Source organism: Phenylobacterium sp. (assembly GCF_965284355.1).
Classification (GTDB): Bacteria; Pseudomonadota; Alphaproteobacteria; order Caulobacterales; family Caulobacteraceae; genus Phenylobacterium.
This window is the reverse complement of record NZ_OZ260078.1, coordinates 4447884-4466624: the sequence shown is the minus strand read 5'-3', so window position 1 is coordinate 4466624 and position 18741 is coordinate 4447884. Positions and strand designations below refer to the sequence as shown.

Below are 18741 nucleotides of genomic sequence, written 5' to 3'. Positions count from 1 at the left end.
ACCCTTCATCGCCTGCGGCGCCTCATCCTCGGCGGGATGCGCTCTAAGCGCCCACAACGACAAAGGCCGCGGGCGAACCCGCGGCCTTCTCGATTCAGGACCGGATGCGGCGGCCTACTCGGCCGCCACGATCCGCTCGCCCTCGGCGTCATTGGCCGCGGCCTGCAGGCGAGCCACCAGGGCTTCGTATTCGTCCCACAGCGCCTTGGGCGTGGCGTCCCCGAAGCGCTCGTAGAACTCGGGGATCAGGGCCGCTTCCTTGGTCCAGATCGCCGGATCGACGGTCAGCAGCAGGTTCAGTTGAGCGTCCGTGAGGCTCAGGCCCGAGAGGTCCAGGCTGGCCTTGGTGGGGACGCGGCCGATCGGCGTATCGACCGCCTCGGCCTTGCCGTCCAGGCGCTCGGCGATCCACTTCAGCACGCGGCTGTTCTCGCCGTAGCCCGGCCAAACGAACTTGCCGCGCTCGTCCTTGCGGAACCAGTTCACGAAGTAGATCTGCGGCAGCTTCGAGGCGTCGTGGGTCTCGCCCATCTTCAGCCAGTGGCCGAAGTAGTCGCCCATGTTGTAGCCGCAGAAGGGCAGCATCGCGAACGGGTCACGGCGCAGCTCGCCGATGGCGTTCTCGGCCGCCGCGGTGCCTTCAGAGGCCACGTTCGAGGCCATGAACACGCCGTGCTGCCAGTCATTGGCCTCGGTCACCAGCGGCACCGCCGAGGCGCGGCGGCCGCCGAACAGGATGGCCGAGATCGGCACGCCGGCGGGGTCTTCCCACTCGGGCGCGGCCACCGGGCACTGCGAGGCCGGGACCGTGAAGCGTGCATTCGGGTGCGCGGCCGGCTCGGCGCTGTCGGGGGTCCAGTCGCGGCCCTTCCAGTCGATCAGGTGCGCCGGCGGCTCTTCCGTCAGGCCTTCCCACCAGACGTCGCCATCGTCGGTCAGGGCCACGTTGGTGAAGATCGAGTTGCCCCAGAGCGCGTCGACCGCGTTCTTGTTGGTCACCTCGCCGGTGCCCGGCGCCACGCCGAAGAAGCCCGCTTCCGGGTTGATCGCGTAGAGGCGGCCGTCATCGCCGAAGCGCATCCAGCAGATGTCGTCGCCGATCGTCTCGGCCTTCCAGCCCGGCAGCGTCGGCTGCAGCATGGCCATGTTGGTCTTGCCGCAGGCGCTGGGGAACGCAGCGGCGATGTACTTGGCCGCGCCCTCCGGCGACGTCAGCTTCAGGATCAGCATGTGCTCGGCGAACCAGCCCTCGTCGCGGGCCATGACCGAGGCGATGCGCAGCGCGAAGCACTTCTTGCCCAGCAGGGCGTTGCCGCCGTAGCCCGAGCCGTACGACCAGATCTCGCGCGTCTCCGGGAAGTGGACGATGTACTTGATCTCGTTACAGGGCCAGGCGACGTCCTTGACGCCGTCCACCAGCGGCATGCCCACCGTATGCACCGCCGGGACGAAGAAACCGTCGTCGCCTAGCATGTCCAGGGCGCCCTTGCCCATGCGGGTCATGATCTTCATCGACACGGCCACGTAGGCGCTGTCGGTGATCTCGACGCCGATCTGGCTGATCTTCGAGCCCAGCGGGCCCATGCAGAACGGCACCACATACATGGTGCGGCCGCGCATCACGCCCTTGAAGAGGTCCTTCAGGTCCGAGCGCATCTCGTTCGGGTCGAGCCAATTGTTGGTCGGGCCGGCGTCTTCGGCCTTCTCCGAACAGATGAACGTGCGGCTCTCGACGCGCGCCACGTCACGCGGATCGGACGCGGCGTAGAAGGAGTTGGGACGCTTTGCCGGGTTCAGGGGCTTCAGCGTGCCTCCGGCCACCAGTTCGCCTGTCAGGCGGGTCCACTCTTCATCGGACCCATCGCACCAGACCACACGGTCGGGCTGCGTCATCTCCGCGATCTCACGCACCCACTGTACGAGTTTGGCGTGTTTTGTCGGCGCGGGTTCGAGTCCCGGCACGGTCTTCAGGCTCATGAAAGACGACTCCTCGAACCCCATTTTGGCACAACAGGCTGGCCCGCCCGCTCTCTTACCGAGAGCAAACGTCATACTGACTGATTGCTGGTCTGCATACCGTGGGCCAACTGTCAGCCGGTCGACTCGACGTGATCAGCCGATTTCGCCTGTGGAAATAGCGGCGTGACCCAGCGGCGCCCCACCGCGGAGGGCGCCGGCGGTCCATCTCTCGCGAATCAGAGGCCGTGGAAGGGGACGTGCGGGCCGCTCCCCCGCGACCCGCACGCCGTGACGACACGCCCCAGGGCCGGCGACGCGCGCCGCAATCCTCGTGTCGTCGTGATCAAGACGCCGCCGATCGCGACCGCCCCCCACTCCGCGACGCCACGCGACGTTGGCGGCGGCTCCGTAATGGGGCATGTCTGGGACTGGAATTTCAGCCGCCGCGCCACGGACCTATGGATCAACCGCGCCCCATGCCGTCGCTCAGCCCCCATGGGCGGCCCTCGGCATGAGCATCGTGGCCGACTTCGGCGCCAAGCGCCCCACCGACCCGCTCCTGGAAATCTACCTTGAGCGCCGGACGAACCTGGTCCGGTTCTTTGCCGTGCGCACCGGGTCGGTCACCGCCGCCGAGGACCTGGCGCAGGAACTCTACGTCAAGCTCGCCACCCGCGACCCAACAGTGACCGCTGAGAACCCGGTCGCCCTCATCTATAGGATCGCGACGAACGTCATGCTGGACCGCGCCCGCGGAGAGGCCCGTTCCGTCGCCCGCGAGACCGCCTGGCGTGTGGTGGCCCACGACACCGTGGGCGGCGACGACGTGGCCGACCAGGCGCCCGCCGACGAAGTGGCCGCTTCGCGCCAGCGCCTGCGCCAGCTGGTCGAGGCGGTGGCTGAGCTGCCGCCGCAGATGCAGCGCGCCTTCCGATTGCATAAGCTGGAGGGGCGCAGCCACGCCGACACCGCCCGGGTGATGGGAATCTCGGTAAAGTCCGTGGAGAAGCATATCTCCGCCGCCTTGAAGGCCCTCACCACGAGGCTGGGCCGTTGATCTACCAGAAATTGTATCAAACAAGGTGGGGGCGAGCGCGGTCGGTGACGTCTTACGAGGCAACGGGACCCGCATCGCGGGGTTGGCGGAAGGGCTGATGGTCCAGGCTTGGCGAAATGGCGACGATGCGCGGCGTGAAGACGCCGCCGCATGGGTCGTGCGCCTGGAAGCCGGCGATCTGACCGATGCCGAAGCCGTCGCTTTCGATGGCTGGCTCTCGGCTGGGCCGGAGAACGCGCTGGCCTTCGACGCCGCCCTGTCGGTTTCTCAAGCCTATGCCGCCGCCGGAGAGGCGGTCACCCGGGAGCTTGGCGCACGACGCTCGCCGCCGCCGGCCTACGGTCGCCGCGCGGTGATGGGTGTCGGCGCCATGGCTGCGGCCGCGGCGCTGGCCGTCGTCATCGCCCCGCAATTCGCGACCGCCGACACCCAGACCTACGTCACCGCCAAGGGCGAGCGGCGCACGGTGCAACTGGCGGACGGCTCGACCATCGACCTCAACGGCGGCACCCGCCTCACCGTCACCCTTGACCGCGACGCCCGCCGCGTCAGCCTCGACCAGGGCCAGGCCGTGTTCGACGTAGCCCATGCGCCTGACCGCCCGTTCACGATCGCCGCCGGCGACCGGACGGTCCGCGTCGTGGGCACCCAGTTCGACGTCCGCCGCCTGGAGGGCAAGCTGTCGGTCACCGTGGCGCGCGGCGCCGTGGAAGTACGCCCTGCCCAGGGCGCGCCGGGCCGCGCCTATCGCCTGCACCCGGGTCAGCGCCTGGATCATCGGGAGGGTGCGACGATCGCCCAGATCGCCCCGGCGACGGCCGAAGAGGTCCTGGGCTGGCGTCAGGGCCGGATGGTCTATCGCGAACAGCCGCTGAGTGAGGTCGTCGCCGATCTCAACCAGCAGTTTGCGACGCCGATCCGCATCGAAGACCCGGCTTTGGCCCGCACACCCATCTCCGGCGTACTGGTCATGGACGATCAGGCGGCGGTAATCCAACGCCTGGCCTTGCTGGTTCCCATAAGAGCGGTACGTTCCGACGCGGGCGTGGTTCTGCGGCGCGATGTTGCGTCCGACCGCTGACAAGGGCGTGGAACAATACCGAGGCGAAGTCTGCCTCTATCGGTGTTGCTGGGCGGCGTGGCCCTCGCTTGCGGAGCGGGGCGCGTTGAGGCCGCCGACGCGCGCTATCGTTTCACCATTCCGCCCCGCTCCTACGCCGACGCCCTGATCGACCTGGGCCTGCAGGCCAACGTCTCGGTTCTGGGCACCGCCAGCTGCGGGACCGGCGGCCGGGCCGCCCTCACCGGCCGCTACACCCTTGAGCAGGCGCTGGAACAGCTGCTGGCGGGCGCACCCTGCCGCTACCGGATCGTCGACGCCCGCACGGTGCGCATTTCCCCGGCCGCGCCGCCGCCCCAGGCTCTGCCCCAGCGAGATCCCAGCCGCCCGCCCTCCATCGTGGCCGAGGTGGTCGTCACCGCCACGAAGCGCCCCGTGGCCCTGGAACGCCTGCCCGCCGGCGTCAGCGCGATATCCCGCGATCAGATCAGCGCCACCCGCGCCAACGACGTCGGCCAGACCGTCGGCCAGCTGGCCGGCGTCCTGACCACCAATCTGGGCCCCGGTCGCGACAAGCTTCTGATCCGCGGGCTCTCGGACGGCGCCTTCACCGGCCGCACCCGCTCGACCGTCGGCACCTACCTCGACGACGCCCCGGTCAACTACAATGCGCCGGATCCCGACCTGCGCTTGGTCGACATCGACCGGGTCGAGGTGGTTCGGGGCCCACAGGGCGCACTGTACGGCTCGGGCGCGGTCGCGGGCGTCTATCGCATCGTCACCACCAAGCCCGACCTGAAGGACTTCGAGTTCGGCGGCTCGGCCACCATCGCCCACACTGAAGGCGGTGAGGAAAGCCACGAGTTGGACGGCTATCTCAGCATCCCCCTGATCAAGGATCATGTGGGGCTGCGCCTTGTGGCCTACGAGGAGGTGCAGGGCGGGTACCTCGACGACGTGAACCTGCGGGTGCCCAACGTGGATCAGACGCGTCGCGACGGCGGGCGGGTGGCGCTTCGAATCCGCTTCAACGACAGCTGGCGGCTGGACGCCCATGCCGCGACCCAGCACCTGCGCTCTGACGATACCCAGTATGTCACCTCGGCCATGAGCACGCCGGGCGCTCCGACAGCGCGCCGCAGCGAGATCCGCGAGACCCACAACAACGACTTCGCCTACGCCGGCGTCACCACCCACGGCGAGTTTGATTGGGGCAGCATCACCTCATCGACCAACTACGTGCACCACGTGTTCTCGAGCCAGTTCGACGCGACCGCCCGCCTGCCCGAATTGTCCCCCGTCCCGCTGGGCGCGCTCGGCGCCTACGTCGAGACGACGCGAGCCAACATCCTTGTGCAGGATCTCGTGGTTCGCTCGTCGGGCGCGGGACGGTTCAGCTGGCTGGCCGGGGTCAATGCCGCGCGCACCGTCGAGCGGGCGCCGTCGCGGCTGGACGCTCTAACCTCTGTCGGGTCGGGCGTGGGCGTCGCCACCGCCTACACTGAGGACCGCAAGGATCGCCTCAGCGAGTATGCCCTCTATGCCGAGGCCACCTACGACCTCGGCGGCGGCTGGAGCGCGACGGCCGGCGGACGCCTGTTCGCCACGAACGTGCACACCACGGCCGCTGTGGTCGCCCTGCTCGGACCGCGAGCGTTCGATCGCAAGGACAGCTTCGACGGCTTCTCGCCCAAGCTGTCGGTGCAGCGCGAGTTCGACAATGGGGACCTGGTGTATGGTCTCATAAGCGAGGGCTACCGGCCCGGCGGCTTCAATTCGTCAGGATTCTTCCCGATCCGGGCCGAACGCGCCGTCTTCGCGCCCGATCGCCTGCGGAACTTCGAGGCCGGCGTGAAGCTGCGCCGAATGGACGGCCGACTCGCCGTCCGGGCCGCCGCCTACTACAGCGACTGGTCGAACGTGCAGACGGACCAGTACCGGGCCTCGGGTCTCCCGTTCACATCCAATGTCGGCGATGCGCGCATCCTGGGGTTGGAGGGCGAGCTGAGCTACGAGTGGTCCTGGGGCCTGACCGTGGCCTTGAATGGCTTGGTCTCGAACTCGTCCGTTCGCAACTTCAACCCTGATTTTGCGAACCGCGTGTCCAACGACCTTCCGGGCGTGCCCGACACCTCCGGGGGCATCCTGGCCGTTTACGAGCGTGCGCTGGACGATCGGTTCTCGCTGCGGCTCGTCGGCGAGGCCAGCTACGTGGGCCGTTCGCGCATCAGCTTCGATGCCGCCTCTACCGCCCGCACAGACAACTATCTGCGCTCCAAGGTGGCGGCCGAGCTCTCGACCGACCATTGGCGGATCACCGCCTTCGTCACCAACCCTTTCGACTACGACGCCGACACGTTCGCCTACGGCAATCCATTCAGTTTCAGCGGCAACAACGGCGTCCGCCAGGCCACGCCTCAGCGCCCCCGCACGGTCGGCCTACGACTCGGGTCGACATTCTGAACAAAATCCTAAAGCCACGCTTGGGGGGCTGGGGCCTCGGGCGGCGTCTTATCCAGTGATGGGTTCGGGGACGGGGTTCCGCGGTGGTTAAGCTATCCGCTTTCGTATGCGTGCAGAACCAGGACACGCAGCTATCCGACTGCCTGCGCAAGCTGTCGTTTTGCGATGAGGTCGTGGTGGTCGCTGACCGCTGCACCGATCGCTCGCAGGAGATTGCGCGCCGTAACGGCTGCGTGGTGATCGACGGCATTTTTCCGCTGGAAAGCCAGCGCAAGGCGGCCGGCGTCGCGGCTTGCACCGGCGACTGGATCCTTGAGATCGAGCCCGACGAACTGGTCGACGCCCATCTGGCCTGGGAAATTCGCGCGGTCCTGCAGATGCGCCAGGACGGCGACCACTACGACCTGCCCATCGACAACTACGTAGGCGAAACCCTGGTCCGCGACGGCTGGGCCGGCCAGCTCAGCGCGCGCCGTGAAGTGCGCCTCTACAAGCGCGGCCTGAAGAGCTGGCAAGCGCGGCGCCTGCATGCGCCCTCCACGCTCTCGGGTCGTTCGGGCGGCGCGCTCAAAGGCGCAGTCCGCCGTATCCTGGGCCGGGACACCGGCGGGCTGGTCGAGCGTCTCAACCGTCTCACCGAGATCGCCGCCGAGGACATCGCCGACCGTAAGCGCCAACCCTGGGTCATCCAGAGCATGCTCGCCGGAGCCGGCTTGTTCGCGCAGGGATTCGTACTGCGGGGCGGCTGGCGCGAGGGCCGGATGGGGCTGCTGGTCGCCACCCTGTCGGCGACGTTCCCGCTGCTGGCCCAGACGCGGGCGCGGGAAGTGCTGGAGGCCCGCAAGGCTGCGGTCGCCGCCGAGACCGCCACACGTGTGTCGCGTCTGCGCGACCTGCGCTACGGAACCCGCTGAACCTTAAGGGCCTTGCAACCCGGACTCCTCTAGGCCCACCTCTGCGCACCCCGCAGATCTGAGGCGACGTCTTGGCGATTCTGGTCACCGGCTCGGCCGGCTTCATCGGCTTCCACCTCAGCCGCAGGCTCCTGGACCGCGGCGATGAGGTCGTGGGCCTCGACAGCCTCAATTCCTATTATGACCCCAAGCTGAAGGCCGCGCGGCTCACGATCCTGCAGGGCTACCCAGGCTATCGCCACCTGCAGCTCGACCTGGCCGACCGTGAGCGGATGCCCGCCGTCTTCGCCGAGACGAAGCCCAGTCACGTGGTCAACCTCGCCGCCCAGGCGGGGGTGCGCTACAGCCTCGAAAATCCCGACACCTACGTCGACTCCAACGTCGTGGGCTTCCTCAACATCCTGGAAGGCTGCCGCGCCCATCCGCCGCGGCACCTGCTCTATGCCTCGACCAGCTCGATCTACGGCAACCACGCCAACATGCCGTTCAGCGTCCACGACGCGGCCACCCACCCGATCACGCTCTACTCCGCCACCAAGGCGGCCAACGAGAGCATGGCCCACGCCTACGCCCACCTGTTCGGCATCCCGGCCACGGGCTTCCGCTTCTTCACCGTCTACGGCCCTTGGGGCCGGCCCGACATGGCCCTGTTCAAGTTCACCGACGCGATCCTCAAGGGCCAGCCGATCGACGTGTACGGCCAGGGCAAGATGCAGCGCGACTTCACCTACGTGGACGACATCGTCGACGGCTTGGTCGCCGCGTTGGACCGCCCCCCGGCGGCGGACCCCGGCTGGGACGCGACGAACCCTGACCCGGCCACCAGCGCAGCGCCGTGGCGCGTGCTCAATCTCGGCGCCGGCCGCCGCGAAGAGCTGATGCGCTACGTCGAGGTGCTGGAGCAGAAGCTGCAGAAGAAGGCGCTGATCAACTTCCTGCCCATGCAGGCCGGCGACGTCACCGCCACCGAGGCCGACACCGCCGAGACCCGCGCCGTCCTGGACTATGCCCCCTCCACCTCGATCGAGACGGGCGTCGCGCACTTCGTGGACTGGTATCGCCAGTACTACGGGGTCTGAGCCGATGGACTTCGCGGAGGCCGCGCAGCGAGCGGCGTTCTCCGGCGTCCACTCGCGGGCGACCGGATCGCCGAAGCGGCGCCGGCCGAAATCGGCGACGAGATCGACTTCCGCCGCGCCCACCTTGACGCCTACGGCTACCTCTTCCTGGTGTTGCGGGCTTAGACCGGCGTTTCGAGCGACACCGACGGCTGCGAGAAATACTCCGCCCCCTGCTCCGTCATGTGGAAGCAGTCCTCAAGCCGGATGCCGAACTCGCCCGGGATGTAGATGCCCGGCTCGTCCGAAAAGCACATGCCGGGGGCCAGCTTGGTCGTCTCGCCGCGCACCAGATTCACCGGCTCATGGCCGTCCATGCCGATGCCGTGGCCCGTGCGATGCGACAGTCCCGGCAGCTTGTAGTCCGGCCCGTAGCCCAGGCTGACGTAGTAGTTCCGCGCCGCATCGTCGACGCTGCCGGCGGATACGCCCAGCTTCGCCGCCTCGAAGGCGATCTCCTGGCCGCGTTTGACCTCGTTCCACACCTTGCGCTGCCGCGCCGTCGCCTCACCGAACACGAAGGTGCGCGAGATGTCCGACTGATAGCCGCGGAACGTGCAGCCACAGTCCATCAGCACCACCTCGCCCGGCTTCACGGTCTGCGGCTTGCCAGAGCCGTGCGGATAGGCCGACGCCTCGCCCAGCAGGACCAGGGCGAACTCGGGCTCGCCGCCCAGCGCCGCCGTCGCGCGGTTCATGATCGCCCCGATGTCGCGAGGGGTCATGCCCGCCTCGATCTTCGGGATCGTGTGGCGATAGGCGGCCATGGTGATGTCGCTGGCCCGCTGCATAAGCGCAATCTCGGGCGCGGTCTTGATCATCCGGCAGCCGCGGACCACCGGGGCGCCGTTCTTGAGGGTCGCCGTCGGCAGGTTCTTCTTCAGGCCGTCGACGATGAAGTAGCGGTTGGTCTCCTCGATCCCGACCACCGCCGAGCCCAGCTTCTTTTCCCTGAGCCAGCCAGCAACGAGGGCCGTCGGGTCCTCGTGCTCCTGCCAGGTGCGCACCTGGGCCGCGACGCCCAGGCTCTCGCGCACCGACGGCTCCTCGAAGAAGGGCGTGACGATGCACACCTCGCCCTCTGCGGGGATCAGCGCGCAGGTCAGCCGCTCGCTGCGGCTCCAGCGCACGCCGGTGAAGTAGATCAGGCTCGACCCGGGCTCGACCAGCAGCGCGCCGAAGCCCTGCTCCCGCATCAGCTTCTGGGCCTTGGCGATGCGCGCCGCCCGCTCCTCACGCCCGATGGGCGCGGGAGGGTTCGGCAGAGGCGAGAGTTCCTGCGTCCAGCCGAACCCCGGCGCGGCCAAGCCGGCGCCCACGAAACCCGCAGCGCCCAGCGCCAGCAACTTGCGACGATCCATGCGGCGCAAGCTCGCGCGACTCTGGCCGGGGCTCAAGCCAACGCTTGTCGCCGGTCAGGGCTTCTTGGCGGCCTGGACCTCGATCTCGACCATCATGCCCGGACGGACGAGGCCGGCCACCTGCGAGGTGATCCGGGCGGGCTTCTTCTTCAGGCTGCCGTAGACGGCGTTGTAGCCTTCCATCATGCCGGCGAAGTCCATGCCGCCGCCCTTGGTGGGGTCGCCCACCAGCAGGACACGCATCATGACCACGTCTTCCCAGCCATAGCCCTGGGCGGTGAGGATCGCGCCGATCCGCTTCAGCACGCTGTCGGTCTGAGTCTTGGTGTCGCCGAACGAGCGATCCGCCGGCGCGCCCGGCACAGTCTCCGGCGTGATCCCGCTGACGTAGAGCATCTCCGACCCGGCCGGCACCTTCACGGCCGAGGAGATGAAGCCGTTGCTCGGGTTGATGTGGGTGTTCTCGGCGCTGGCCGAGCCGGCGGCGAACGCAAGGGCGGCCAGGGCGGCCGGGAGCAGCAGGTTACGCATTCGATTATCCCCTAGGTGAATTGGTCTCAGGCCGCAGGCCGCGCGCCGCGGCGTTCCGCCACCGACTGTGACACGCGCGACGCGATCTGGCCTAGGGTACGATGCGCCGAGAGCACCGCGCCTTCCTGCCAGCCGGGCATCTGAGACAGATGGGCGCCTGAGAAATAGACCCGTCCGTGCGGCGCGTTGAGCAACCTGTAGGCAGGATGGTCCAGATGGCCCTCCTGGCCGCCCTGCCCCTCCCAAGCCGGCCAGGGCCCGAGGTTGAACGGGATCTTGCTCCAGTTCACGACCGCAGGGCTGGTCAACTCGCCCTCGTGCCCAGGATGCAGGCGTCCCACGACGCCACGGGCGATGGCCACCTGTTCCTCCAGCGGCCGAGCCGCGAAGCCCTTGGCGTTCGGTCCTGACCCATAGCAGGCCAGCAGCATCCCCCGCGCCGTGTGGAGGTCGTTCGACGGGTACCAGACCAGGCTGGTGTCCCCGCCGACGAAAGAGATGCCGCCGTAGATCTGCTGCTTTTCCCAGAAGCGCGGCGCGTCGAAGCCGATCTTGTTGGAGTAGTCGTAGGGCACCGATGCGATCGCGGCCTTCACCGGCTTGTCGAAATTGGTGTCGACCTTGGCCAGGATGTTCAGCGGGATCGTGACGATGGCGAAGTCGGCGCGCGTGGCTTGGCTCGCCCCGCTCGTGCGATCGCGCCATGCGACCTCCACGCCCGCCGCGCCCTGGCGGATCTCCAGAACTTCGGCGTTGAGGATCAGCGGGCTCCTGATGGCCCTCTGGAAGCCCGCTGCTATCCGATCCATGCCGCCGGTCGGCTGGAACATGGTCGCCTGCATGTACAACTGGTCCTCGAACAGCGTGGCGCGGAGTTGTTCGTTGGCCAGCAGTTCCTTCAGCGGCAAGGGATCCCGGCCCTTACCGAACTGGTCGGCCGCCCCCGGCAGTTGCGCGAAGCCCGACCGCTCGGTGCCCTTGAACGCCATGTTCTCGTCGAGGTCGCCGTAGGCGCGCAGGAACGGCAACAGCCGCTCGCGATCTTCCGCCGTAAGGTCCTGGTCCAGCGCCCCCTTGTTCAGCGCCTTGGCCAAAAGCTCGGAAATATAGCCGCGGGTGTCGTTCACCCCCTGGCGCATCTGGATCGGCCGCCCGCCATTCGAGCCCGCCGACCAGAAGTAGGCGCTGCGGCTGGAGTTGATCTCCACCTCGAGCGGCACGCCCAGGCGGTCGCAGTATCCCAAGAGGCCGGTGTGATGGCTCGGAATGCGGGCCGGGCCGGCGTTCATGTAGAGGCGGTCCGAGAAAGCCACCGTCTGCGTGGCCTCGCCCACCATCTCGATCTTGTCGCCGGAGCGAAGGGTCCAGTTGCGGCCACCCACCCGGGCGCGCGCCTCCAGCACCGTCACGTTGAAACCCGAGCGCTCCAGCTCGTAGGCCGCCGTCAGCCCGGCGATGCCGCCGCCCAGGACCACCACGCTCTTGCCGGCGCCCAGGTTGGCCGGCAGCGCCAGCGGCGCCGCCCTGGCCGGAACCGCCATCAGGCCCAGGCTGACCATCGCCGAGTATGTCGCCGCATACCCGCCGGTCATACCGATGCGTTGCAGGAACCCGCGACGACTAAGACCCATGACCCACTCCGAACTCTGACGCCTCCGCCACACGGCGAACGCCTTCAGTCGGATCGGGGGCGGGAGGCCTGACAAGCCGGTCGGCCAGGATCGCCGCCAAGTCGTGAGTCCTGCGGTCGGAAGAGGCGCCGGCTGCGCAACAATTCGACAATTGACGGCCTCGTCGAATTGACAAAGTCGAGAATTCGCAGGAACTGCGGATTCTTCGTCGGCGCTCAATACAGTATCCCTGCCTCTATTGCGATCATACTGGCCGCAGATGTGATCAGTTGAGAAGCAGTCCCGCGATCGATCACTTGGGTGTGTTGACACTCTCCGGGGCGCGGCGCGCTCCTGACTTGTTCTCGGGGGAGACGCTTTGAAGGGCCCAACATCGAAAACGAGGGGTCCATCTTGAACAAGAAGTTTCTGGGCGCGAGCGCGCTCATCCTGAGCATCGCCATGGCGGGCGGTGCGCAGGCGGCGGACGGCGATGCAGCAGCGGAATCCGAGCTGGAGGGCATCATCGTCACCGGCACACGCACCACCGGCCTGCGTGCGGTCGACAGCCCCGCGCCGATCACGGTGCTGGATTCAACGGCCCTGTCCCGCGTCGGCCAGACTGACCTTATTCAGGCCATCGCCCAGAACGTGCCGTCGTTCAACGCTCAGGCGTTTGGCGGCGATACGGCCAACCTCACCCTGTCGGCCAAGCTGCGCGGCCTGTCGCCCAACCACGCGCTGGTGCTGATCAACGGCAAGCGGCGTCACGGCACGGCCAACCTCGCGGTCCTGGGCGGGCCGTTCCAGGGCGGCGCGTCCGCCGACCTCAACTTCATCAGCCTGGGCGCGGTCAGCCACATCGAAGTGCTGCAGGAAGGCGCCGCCGCCCAGTACGGCTCCGACGCCATCGCCGGCGTCATCAACATCATCCTGAAGGACGCCCCCGAGGGTGGCGGCGCGACCGCCAGCGCCGGCAAGTACATGTCGGGCGGCGGCGAGACGGCCGACCTGACCCTCAATGTGGGCTTCGCGCCGTTCGAGAATTCGTACCTGAACCTGAGCTACCAGACGCGCTACCACGACTACAGCTTCCGCGGCGACGTCGATCCGCGGGTGACGAATACGCCGTTCAACATCAACTCGAGCTCGCGCCTGTCGCGCTATCCGCAGCTCGTGAACCACCCCGACTTTCCGTACATGAACCGGATCGCCGGCGACGCCGAATACCGGCTCAACATCGGCAGTTACAACTTCGGCATCACCTTCGGGGAGGTCGAGGTCTACAGCTTCGGCACTTACGGCGACAAGTACGCCTCGGCCTTCGAGAACTATCGCGTGCCCAACCTGATCGTCGGCCGCGACGGCTCAATCCCGCGTCCGTTCGGGTTCAGCCCGCGCGAAGTGATCTACGAGACCGACTACGCCGCCACCTTCGGCCTCAAGACCAAGACCGAGGACGGCTGGAACGTCGACATCGCCACGACGTACGGCAAGGACAACGTCTCGATCTACGTGAAGGACTCGTTCAACCGCTCGCTCTACATCGACACGTCGACGCCCACGACGCCCGGCTCGTCACCGACAGACTTCTATGCGGGCGCCTTCATTTTCAGCCAATGGACCAGCCAGATCGACGTCTCGAAGGAGTACGACGTGGGCATGGCCGCGCCGCTCAACGTCGCGTTCGGCGGCGAGTACCGGCGGGAGGAATATGAGATCAAGCCGGGCGATCCGGCCTCGCGCTACAAGGAGGGCTCGCAGTCGTATCCGGGCTTCCAGTTCACCGACGCCGGCAAGCACGATCGCCGCAGCTACGCCGTCTACGGCAACGTGGCGCTGTCGCCATCCGAACCCCTGAAGTTGGACCTGGCGGCCCGCTACGAGCACTTCAGCGACTTCGGCAGCACCTTCATCGTCAAAGGCACCGGCCGCTACGATTTCAACGAGATGATCGCGATCCGGGGCACGGCCAGCACCGGGTTCCGGGCGCCGACGCTGGCGGAAAGCTACTACTCGGCCACCAACGTCTCGCCGACCTCGGCCTTCGTCCAACTGCCGCCCAACTCGGCGGCCGCGGCGCTGGTCGGGGTCAACGGGCTGGATGCCGAGAAGTCGCGCAACTTCAGCGTCGGCTTCGTCGCGCATCCCGGCTTCGGCATCACCGCCACGCTTGACGTCTACCAGATCAACATCAAGGACCGGATCGTGGGCTCCGGCTCGCTGTTCGGCTCGGGCGGCGACGTCAACATCCCGGCGGTGCGGGCGGCGATCATTGCCAACGGCAACGTGCTCGACCCCACCGTCACCCAGACCGGCATCAACATCTTCACCAACGGCCTCAACACCCGCACCCGCGGCGCCGAGCTGGTGGTGACGACATCGACCGACCTGGCCGACATGGGCTCGATCCAGTGGTCGCTGACGGGTAACTTCACCGACACCAAGGTCACAAAGATCGCGAAGCCGCCGGCTCAGCTGACCGGCGCCTCGCTGTTCGACCTGACCTCGATCGGCAACCTCGAAACCACGTCGCCGGACTACCGCTTCGTGCTGGGCGCCCTTTGGACCTGGGACAAGCTCTCAGTGAATCTGAAGGAGACCCTGTACGGCCCCGCCTCCCGCTTCGACAGCCGCACCGGCTGCTCGCTGGCCACCGGGGCCACCTCGCCGACCTGCTTCAAGAACAAGATCGACGCCACGTTCATCACCGACCTGGAGATCAGCTATCGGATTCTCGAGCCGGTGAAGATCACGATCGGCGCCAACAACCTGTTCAACAAGTACCCGGACAAGCTGAACCCGGCCTACCGGAACACCTTCCTGACCGGCAACGCCAACGGCTTCGTCACCCAGTATCCGACGTTCTCGTCCTTCGGGATCAACGGCGGCTACTACTACGGCAAGATCGCCTACACGTTCTGATCCGCCGCATCGAAACGGCGAAGGCCGCGGGGTTCGCCCCGCGGCCTTTTCGTTATGCGCCATGCCCCAAAAAAAGAAAGCCGCGCCCATCGGCGCGGCCAAGTCAAAGGGAGGAAACGCCCCGAAGGGCAAGACCTGTATGCGCCGGCGCGGGCGGCGGCTCCAGTGACGGTTTTGCGAAACGCCGACCCATCGAGCGGGCGCCCTAAGATTGGGCGCCGCGCCACAAATTTCGGCGCCGCTTTACAGCCGCAGGTCAGACGCCTCCTTCGGCAGGGCAGACTTCACGTCGAACAGCACCGCGCCGGGCTTTCCGAACCCGCGGATCACCTCCGGCCCGAGCACCTGAAACTGGCGGTGCGCCACAGCCAGGACGACGCCGTCGTAGATCGCGGCCGGCGGGTCCGACAAGAGGGGAAGGCCATACTCGGCCGCCGCCTCTTCAGCGGGGATCCAGGGGTCCCAGACATCCACGTCCGCCCCGTAGTCCTCGAGCTCGCGCACGATGTCGATCACGCGAGTGTTGCGCAGGTCGGGCGTGTTCTCCTTGAACGCCAGGCCCATCACCAGCACGCGGGCGCCCTTCACCAGCACGCCGCGCCGGATCATCTCCTTGACCAGCTCGCGGGCGACATAGCCGCCCATGCCGTCGTTGATCCGTCGGCCCGCGAGGATCACCTCCGGCCGATACCCGACCGTCTCGGCCTTGTGGGTCAGGTAATAGGGGTCGACGCCGATGCAGTGGCCGCCCACCAGCCCCGGCCGGAAGTTCAGGAAGTTCCACTTCGTCGCCGCCGCGGCGAGCACCTCGTCGGTGTCGATGCCCAGGCGCCGGAAGATCAGCGCGAACTCGTTGATCAGGGCGATGTTCAGGTCGCGCTGGGTGTTCTCGATCACCTTGGCGGCCTCGGCCACCTTGATGGACGTGGCCCGGTGCGTTCCGGCACGCACCACCGACGCATAGAGGGCATCGACGAAGTCGGCCGCCTCGGGCGTCGAGCCCGCCGTCACCTTCACGATGTCGGCCAGCCGGTGGTTGGCATCGCCCGGGTTCGCCCGCTCGGGGCTGTAGCCGGCGAAGAAATCACGGTTGAAGGTCAGCCCCGACACCTGCGCCACCACGGGCACGCAATCGTCCTCGGTCGCGCCCGGGTAGACGGTGGACTCGTAGATCACCACGCCCCCCCGCCCGATCGCGGCGCCCACCGAGCGGCTGGCGGCCATCAGCGCCGACAGGTCGGGCCGCTTGTGATCGTCGATCGGCGTGGGGACGGTGACCACGAAGACGTTGCAGCCCTTGAGCGCCGCCGGGTCGTCGCTGAACGACAGGCGGCCCGCCGCCTGCAACGCCTCGGACGACACTTCCAGCGTCCGGTCTTCGCCCCGCGACAGCTCGGCCACCCGCGCCGCGCTGAGATCGAAGCCGACCACGTCGTGCTGCGCGGCGAACGCCACCGCCAGGGGCAGGCCGACATAGCCCAGGCCGATCACCGCGATCGTCGCGGGCGTCTGTGTGAAAGGGTTCTGCACCATTCGCCGGGCCTCTAGCACGGTTCGGCCGCGAACCGCGTCAGTTCGCGGATCGCCAGATAGAGGTGATACAGCGAGGTGGCCGGGGCGGGCTGCTCGATGAAGCCGCCATCCGCCGCCATGCGCTCGCGCCACACGCCGCGCACCGGCGTGTCCAGGAATGCGGCGGCCGCGTTCGCCGCCTCCAGCGCCGCGGTCTCGTCGCGCAGGATCAAGGCGGCCTTCAGGTGCTCGGTCTGCGGCCACAACCGCGCCGCCGAGTCCCGGAGGGTCAGGTCAGGATGCAGCGCGTTGACAACCACGCCCCGTCCGCGGTCGAAGCCGCTGCGGCCTACCTCGAACAGCCGTTGCGCCGCCGCCATCCGGCGCGCGTTGGGTCGCCGGGCCAGCAGCCAGGCCCACTCGAACTGGTGCCCGGGCTCGATCAGCCCCGCATCACCGGCCAGCGGCCGCCACTCGGCGTCAAAGAACTCGTGCAGCGCGCCCGACGCGGGGTCGATGAAGCGCGTGAGCGCCAGCTCCGTCAGCTCGTCCGCCAGCGCGGTCCAGACGCCGCCGCCATCGGCCTGTTCCCACGCCATGGCCGCTTCCAGCAGATGCATGTGGGCGTTGGCCTGGAACGGGTGCTCGCCCGCCTCCCGATAGCCGCCGTGAGGATGCCGGAACGGATCGAGCGCGCTCAGTAGGGTCTCGGCGGCCGGGCCGCGCCCCAGCGCCGACAAGGCGAGCAGGACGAACGCATGCTCGTACAGATGCGGCTCGGGCGTCGTCTGCGCACCCGCGATGTCCAACGTCGTCGCGAACAGCCCGTCGTGCCGTCCCGCATGGGTGGCGAACCAGTCGAACCCGCGCTCCGCGATGCTCGCCCAGGGCCCCGGAAGTCCGTCGGCCGCGGCCCGCGCGAAGACGAACGCCTGCCGCGCCTGCACCCGCGCGCGCCGGCGCGGGTCGAACGGATGGCCCGCCAACGTCAGGCCTTCGCGGAACCCGCCCGTTTCGTCGTCGGTCCCGACCGTGCCCCACAACGGCAGCGCCGCCGTCCGCAGCCACGCGTCGAGCTCGGCGGCCGCCTGTGGCAGGCTCGTGAAGCGCCCGCCCGCCGCGCCCGCGTCGCGGACCGCCTGGGCATGGTCCAGGTCCGTCACCAGAACGGCGTCCCGCTCGGCCACCACCGCCAGCCGCGTCGCGCCGACCACGGCGACGCGCACGCCGGGCGCCGCACGGACCAGAACCTGGCTCGAACCCGGCGCCGTGGCCGCGCCCTGCAGAACATTCCCCGCGTCGTCAGGCGCCTGCGCCGCCATCACCGCATCCCAGGCGCCCAGGTCCGACCACACGAAGTCCGCAGGCAGGACGGCGCCGCGATCCGTCCTCTCCATCACGGCGCGGTCGAACGCAATCTTCGGCGCCCCAGCGACCGCCGGTCCCAGCCAGGTGGCCCCACCGCGCTGGACGGCCTCCGCCAGCGCCGCGGCCACCGCGTCAGCCACATCGGGCGCCCAACGCACGACTTCGGCGGACAACGTCGCGGCCCGCGCCACGAAGGTTCCGCTGTTCCACAGCGCCCCGGCCGCGATCAGGCCCGCAGCGACCTCAGCGGTGGGCTTCTCCTCGAACGCCAGGATGGGCTTCACCGCACCGACGGCTTCGCCCGGCCGAATGTAGCCCAGCGCCTCGGAGGCCGATGACGGACGCAGACCCAGCGTCACGATCGCGCCGTCCTCGGCCGCCGCCAGGGTCTCGCGCACGGCGGCACGAAACGCCTCGGCGTCGGGCATGTGATGGTCAGCCGCCAGGATCGCCACGACCGCCCCAGGGGATTGCGCAGCGACCCAGCCCGCAGCCGCGGCGACCGCCAAGGCGGTGTTGCGGCCTACCGGCTCCAGAAGCACGGTCGCCTCGATGCCGATCTCCGCCAACTGGTCGGCGATCAGGCCCGCATGGGCCGCACCGCCCACCACGACCAGCGGCCCCAACGGGGCCGCCCGCAGCGCTGCAGCCTGGAACGGCGATCGGTCGCCGGTCAGGCGCAGAAAGGGCTTCGGATGCGCGGCGCGGGACGCCGGCCACAGGCGCTCGCCCGAACCGCCGCAAAGGATCACCGGATAGACGGGCGCTGGGATGGAAACAGCCTCCGCGCGCCCCGACGGCGCGAACGCCCCTGCCTAGCGCCGAGACCCGACGACGGCAAATGATGGTGGCCCGTTGCCGCT

The 18741-nt window shown here is 68.4% G+C and carries 12 protein-coding genes; 6 read left to right on the top strand and 6 right to left on the bottom strand.

What is annotated here, in order from left to right:
• Positions 1-114: 114 nt before the first annotated feature.
• Positions 115-1977, bottom strand: a complete 1863-nt coding sequence (locus ACQ66R_RS21855; protein WP_430425523.1) for a phosphoenolpyruvate carboxykinase (GTP) — start codon at positions 1975-1977, stop codon at positions 115-117.
• 493 nt (positions 1978-2470) lie between these two features.
• Here ACQ66R_RS21855 and ACQ66R_RS21850 point away from each other — a divergent pair, with 493 nt between their 5' ends.
• From ACQ66R_RS21850 to ACQ66R_RS21830, 5 genes are all read left to right on the top strand, one after another.
• Positions 2471-3016, top strand: coding sequence for an RNA polymerase sigma factor (locus ACQ66R_RS21850; RefSeq protein WP_430425521.1), 546 nt, complete (start codon positions 2471-2473; stop codon positions 3014-3016).
• A gap of 97 nt (positions 3017-3113) precedes the next feature.
• Complete coding sequence (locus tag ACQ66R_RS21845) at positions 3114-4097, top strand: FecR family protein (protein WP_430425519.1); 984 nt, start codon at positions 3114-3116, stop codon at positions 4095-4097.
• A 57-nt stretch (positions 4098-4154) separates the two neighbouring features.
• Complete coding sequence (locus ACQ66R_RS21840; protein ID WP_430425517.1) at positions 4155-6539, top strand: TonB-dependent receptor domain-containing protein; 2385 nt, start codon at positions 4155-4157, stop codon at positions 6537-6539.
• A gap of 83 nt (positions 6540-6622) precedes the next feature.
• Entirely contained in the window at positions 6623-7453 is an 831-nt protein-coding gene (locus ACQ66R_RS21835) for a glycosyltransferase family 2 protein (RefSeq protein ID WP_430425515.1), read from the top strand.
• A 71-nt stretch (positions 7454-7524) separates the two neighbouring features.
• The gene (locus ACQ66R_RS21830; RefSeq protein ID WP_430425513.1) at positions 7525-8532 is read left to right on the top strand and encodes an NAD-dependent epimerase; all 1008 of its coding nucleotides are present in this window, start codon (positions 7525-7527) and stop codon (positions 8530-8532) included.
• Positions 8533-8693: 161 nt separating this feature from the next.
• Here the strand turns inward: ACQ66R_RS21830 and ACQ66R_RS21825 are convergent, their stop codons facing one another.
• The 3 genes from ACQ66R_RS21825 to ACQ66R_RS21815 are packed head-to-tail and all read right to left on the bottom strand — an operon-like array spanning position 8694 to position 12094.
• Positions 8694-9932, bottom strand: a complete 1239-nt coding sequence (locus tag ACQ66R_RS21825; RefSeq protein WP_430425511.1) for a M24 family metallopeptidase — start codon at positions 9930-9932, stop codon at positions 8694-8696.
• A gap of 54 nt (positions 9933-9986) precedes the next feature.
• Positions 9987-10463 carry a Rid family hydrolase gene (locus ACQ66R_RS21820; RefSeq protein ID WP_430425509.1) on the bottom strand — a complete coding sequence of 159 codons (477 nt, stop codon included), beginning with the start codon at positions 10461-10463 and terminating at the stop codon, positions 9987-9989.
• A gap of 26 nt (positions 10464-10489) precedes the next feature.
• Positions 10490-12094 carry a flavin monoamine oxidase family protein gene (locus ACQ66R_RS21815; protein WP_430425507.1) on the bottom strand — a complete coding sequence of 535 codons (1605 nt, stop codon included), beginning with the start codon at positions 12092-12094 and terminating at the stop codon, positions 10490-10492.
• 393 nt (positions 12095-12487) lie between these two features.
• On the opposite strand from ACQ66R_RS21815, the gene ACQ66R_RS21810 reads away from it, so the two are divergent.
• Positions 12488-14998, top strand: coding sequence for a TonB-dependent receptor plug domain-containing protein (locus ACQ66R_RS21810; RefSeq protein WP_430425505.1), 2511 nt, complete (start codon positions 12488-12490; stop codon positions 14996-14998).
• A 243-nt stretch (positions 14999-15241) separates the two neighbouring features.
• Here the strand turns inward: ACQ66R_RS21810 and ACQ66R_RS21805 are convergent, their stop codons facing one another.
• Positions 15242-16531: a nucleotide sugar dehydrogenase gene (locus tag ACQ66R_RS21805; RefSeq protein WP_430425503.1), complete on the bottom strand. Its 1290-nt coding sequence runs from the start codon at positions 16529-16531 to the stop codon at positions 15242-15244.
• 11 nt (positions 16532-16542) lie between these two features.
• On the bottom strand, positions 16543-18630 hold the full coding sequence (locus tag ACQ66R_RS21800) for an AGE family epimerase/isomerase (RefSeq protein WP_430425501.1): 2088 nt from the start codon (positions 18628-18630) through the stop codon (positions 16543-16545).
• Between the last annotated feature and the right edge of the window lie 111 nt (positions 18631-18741).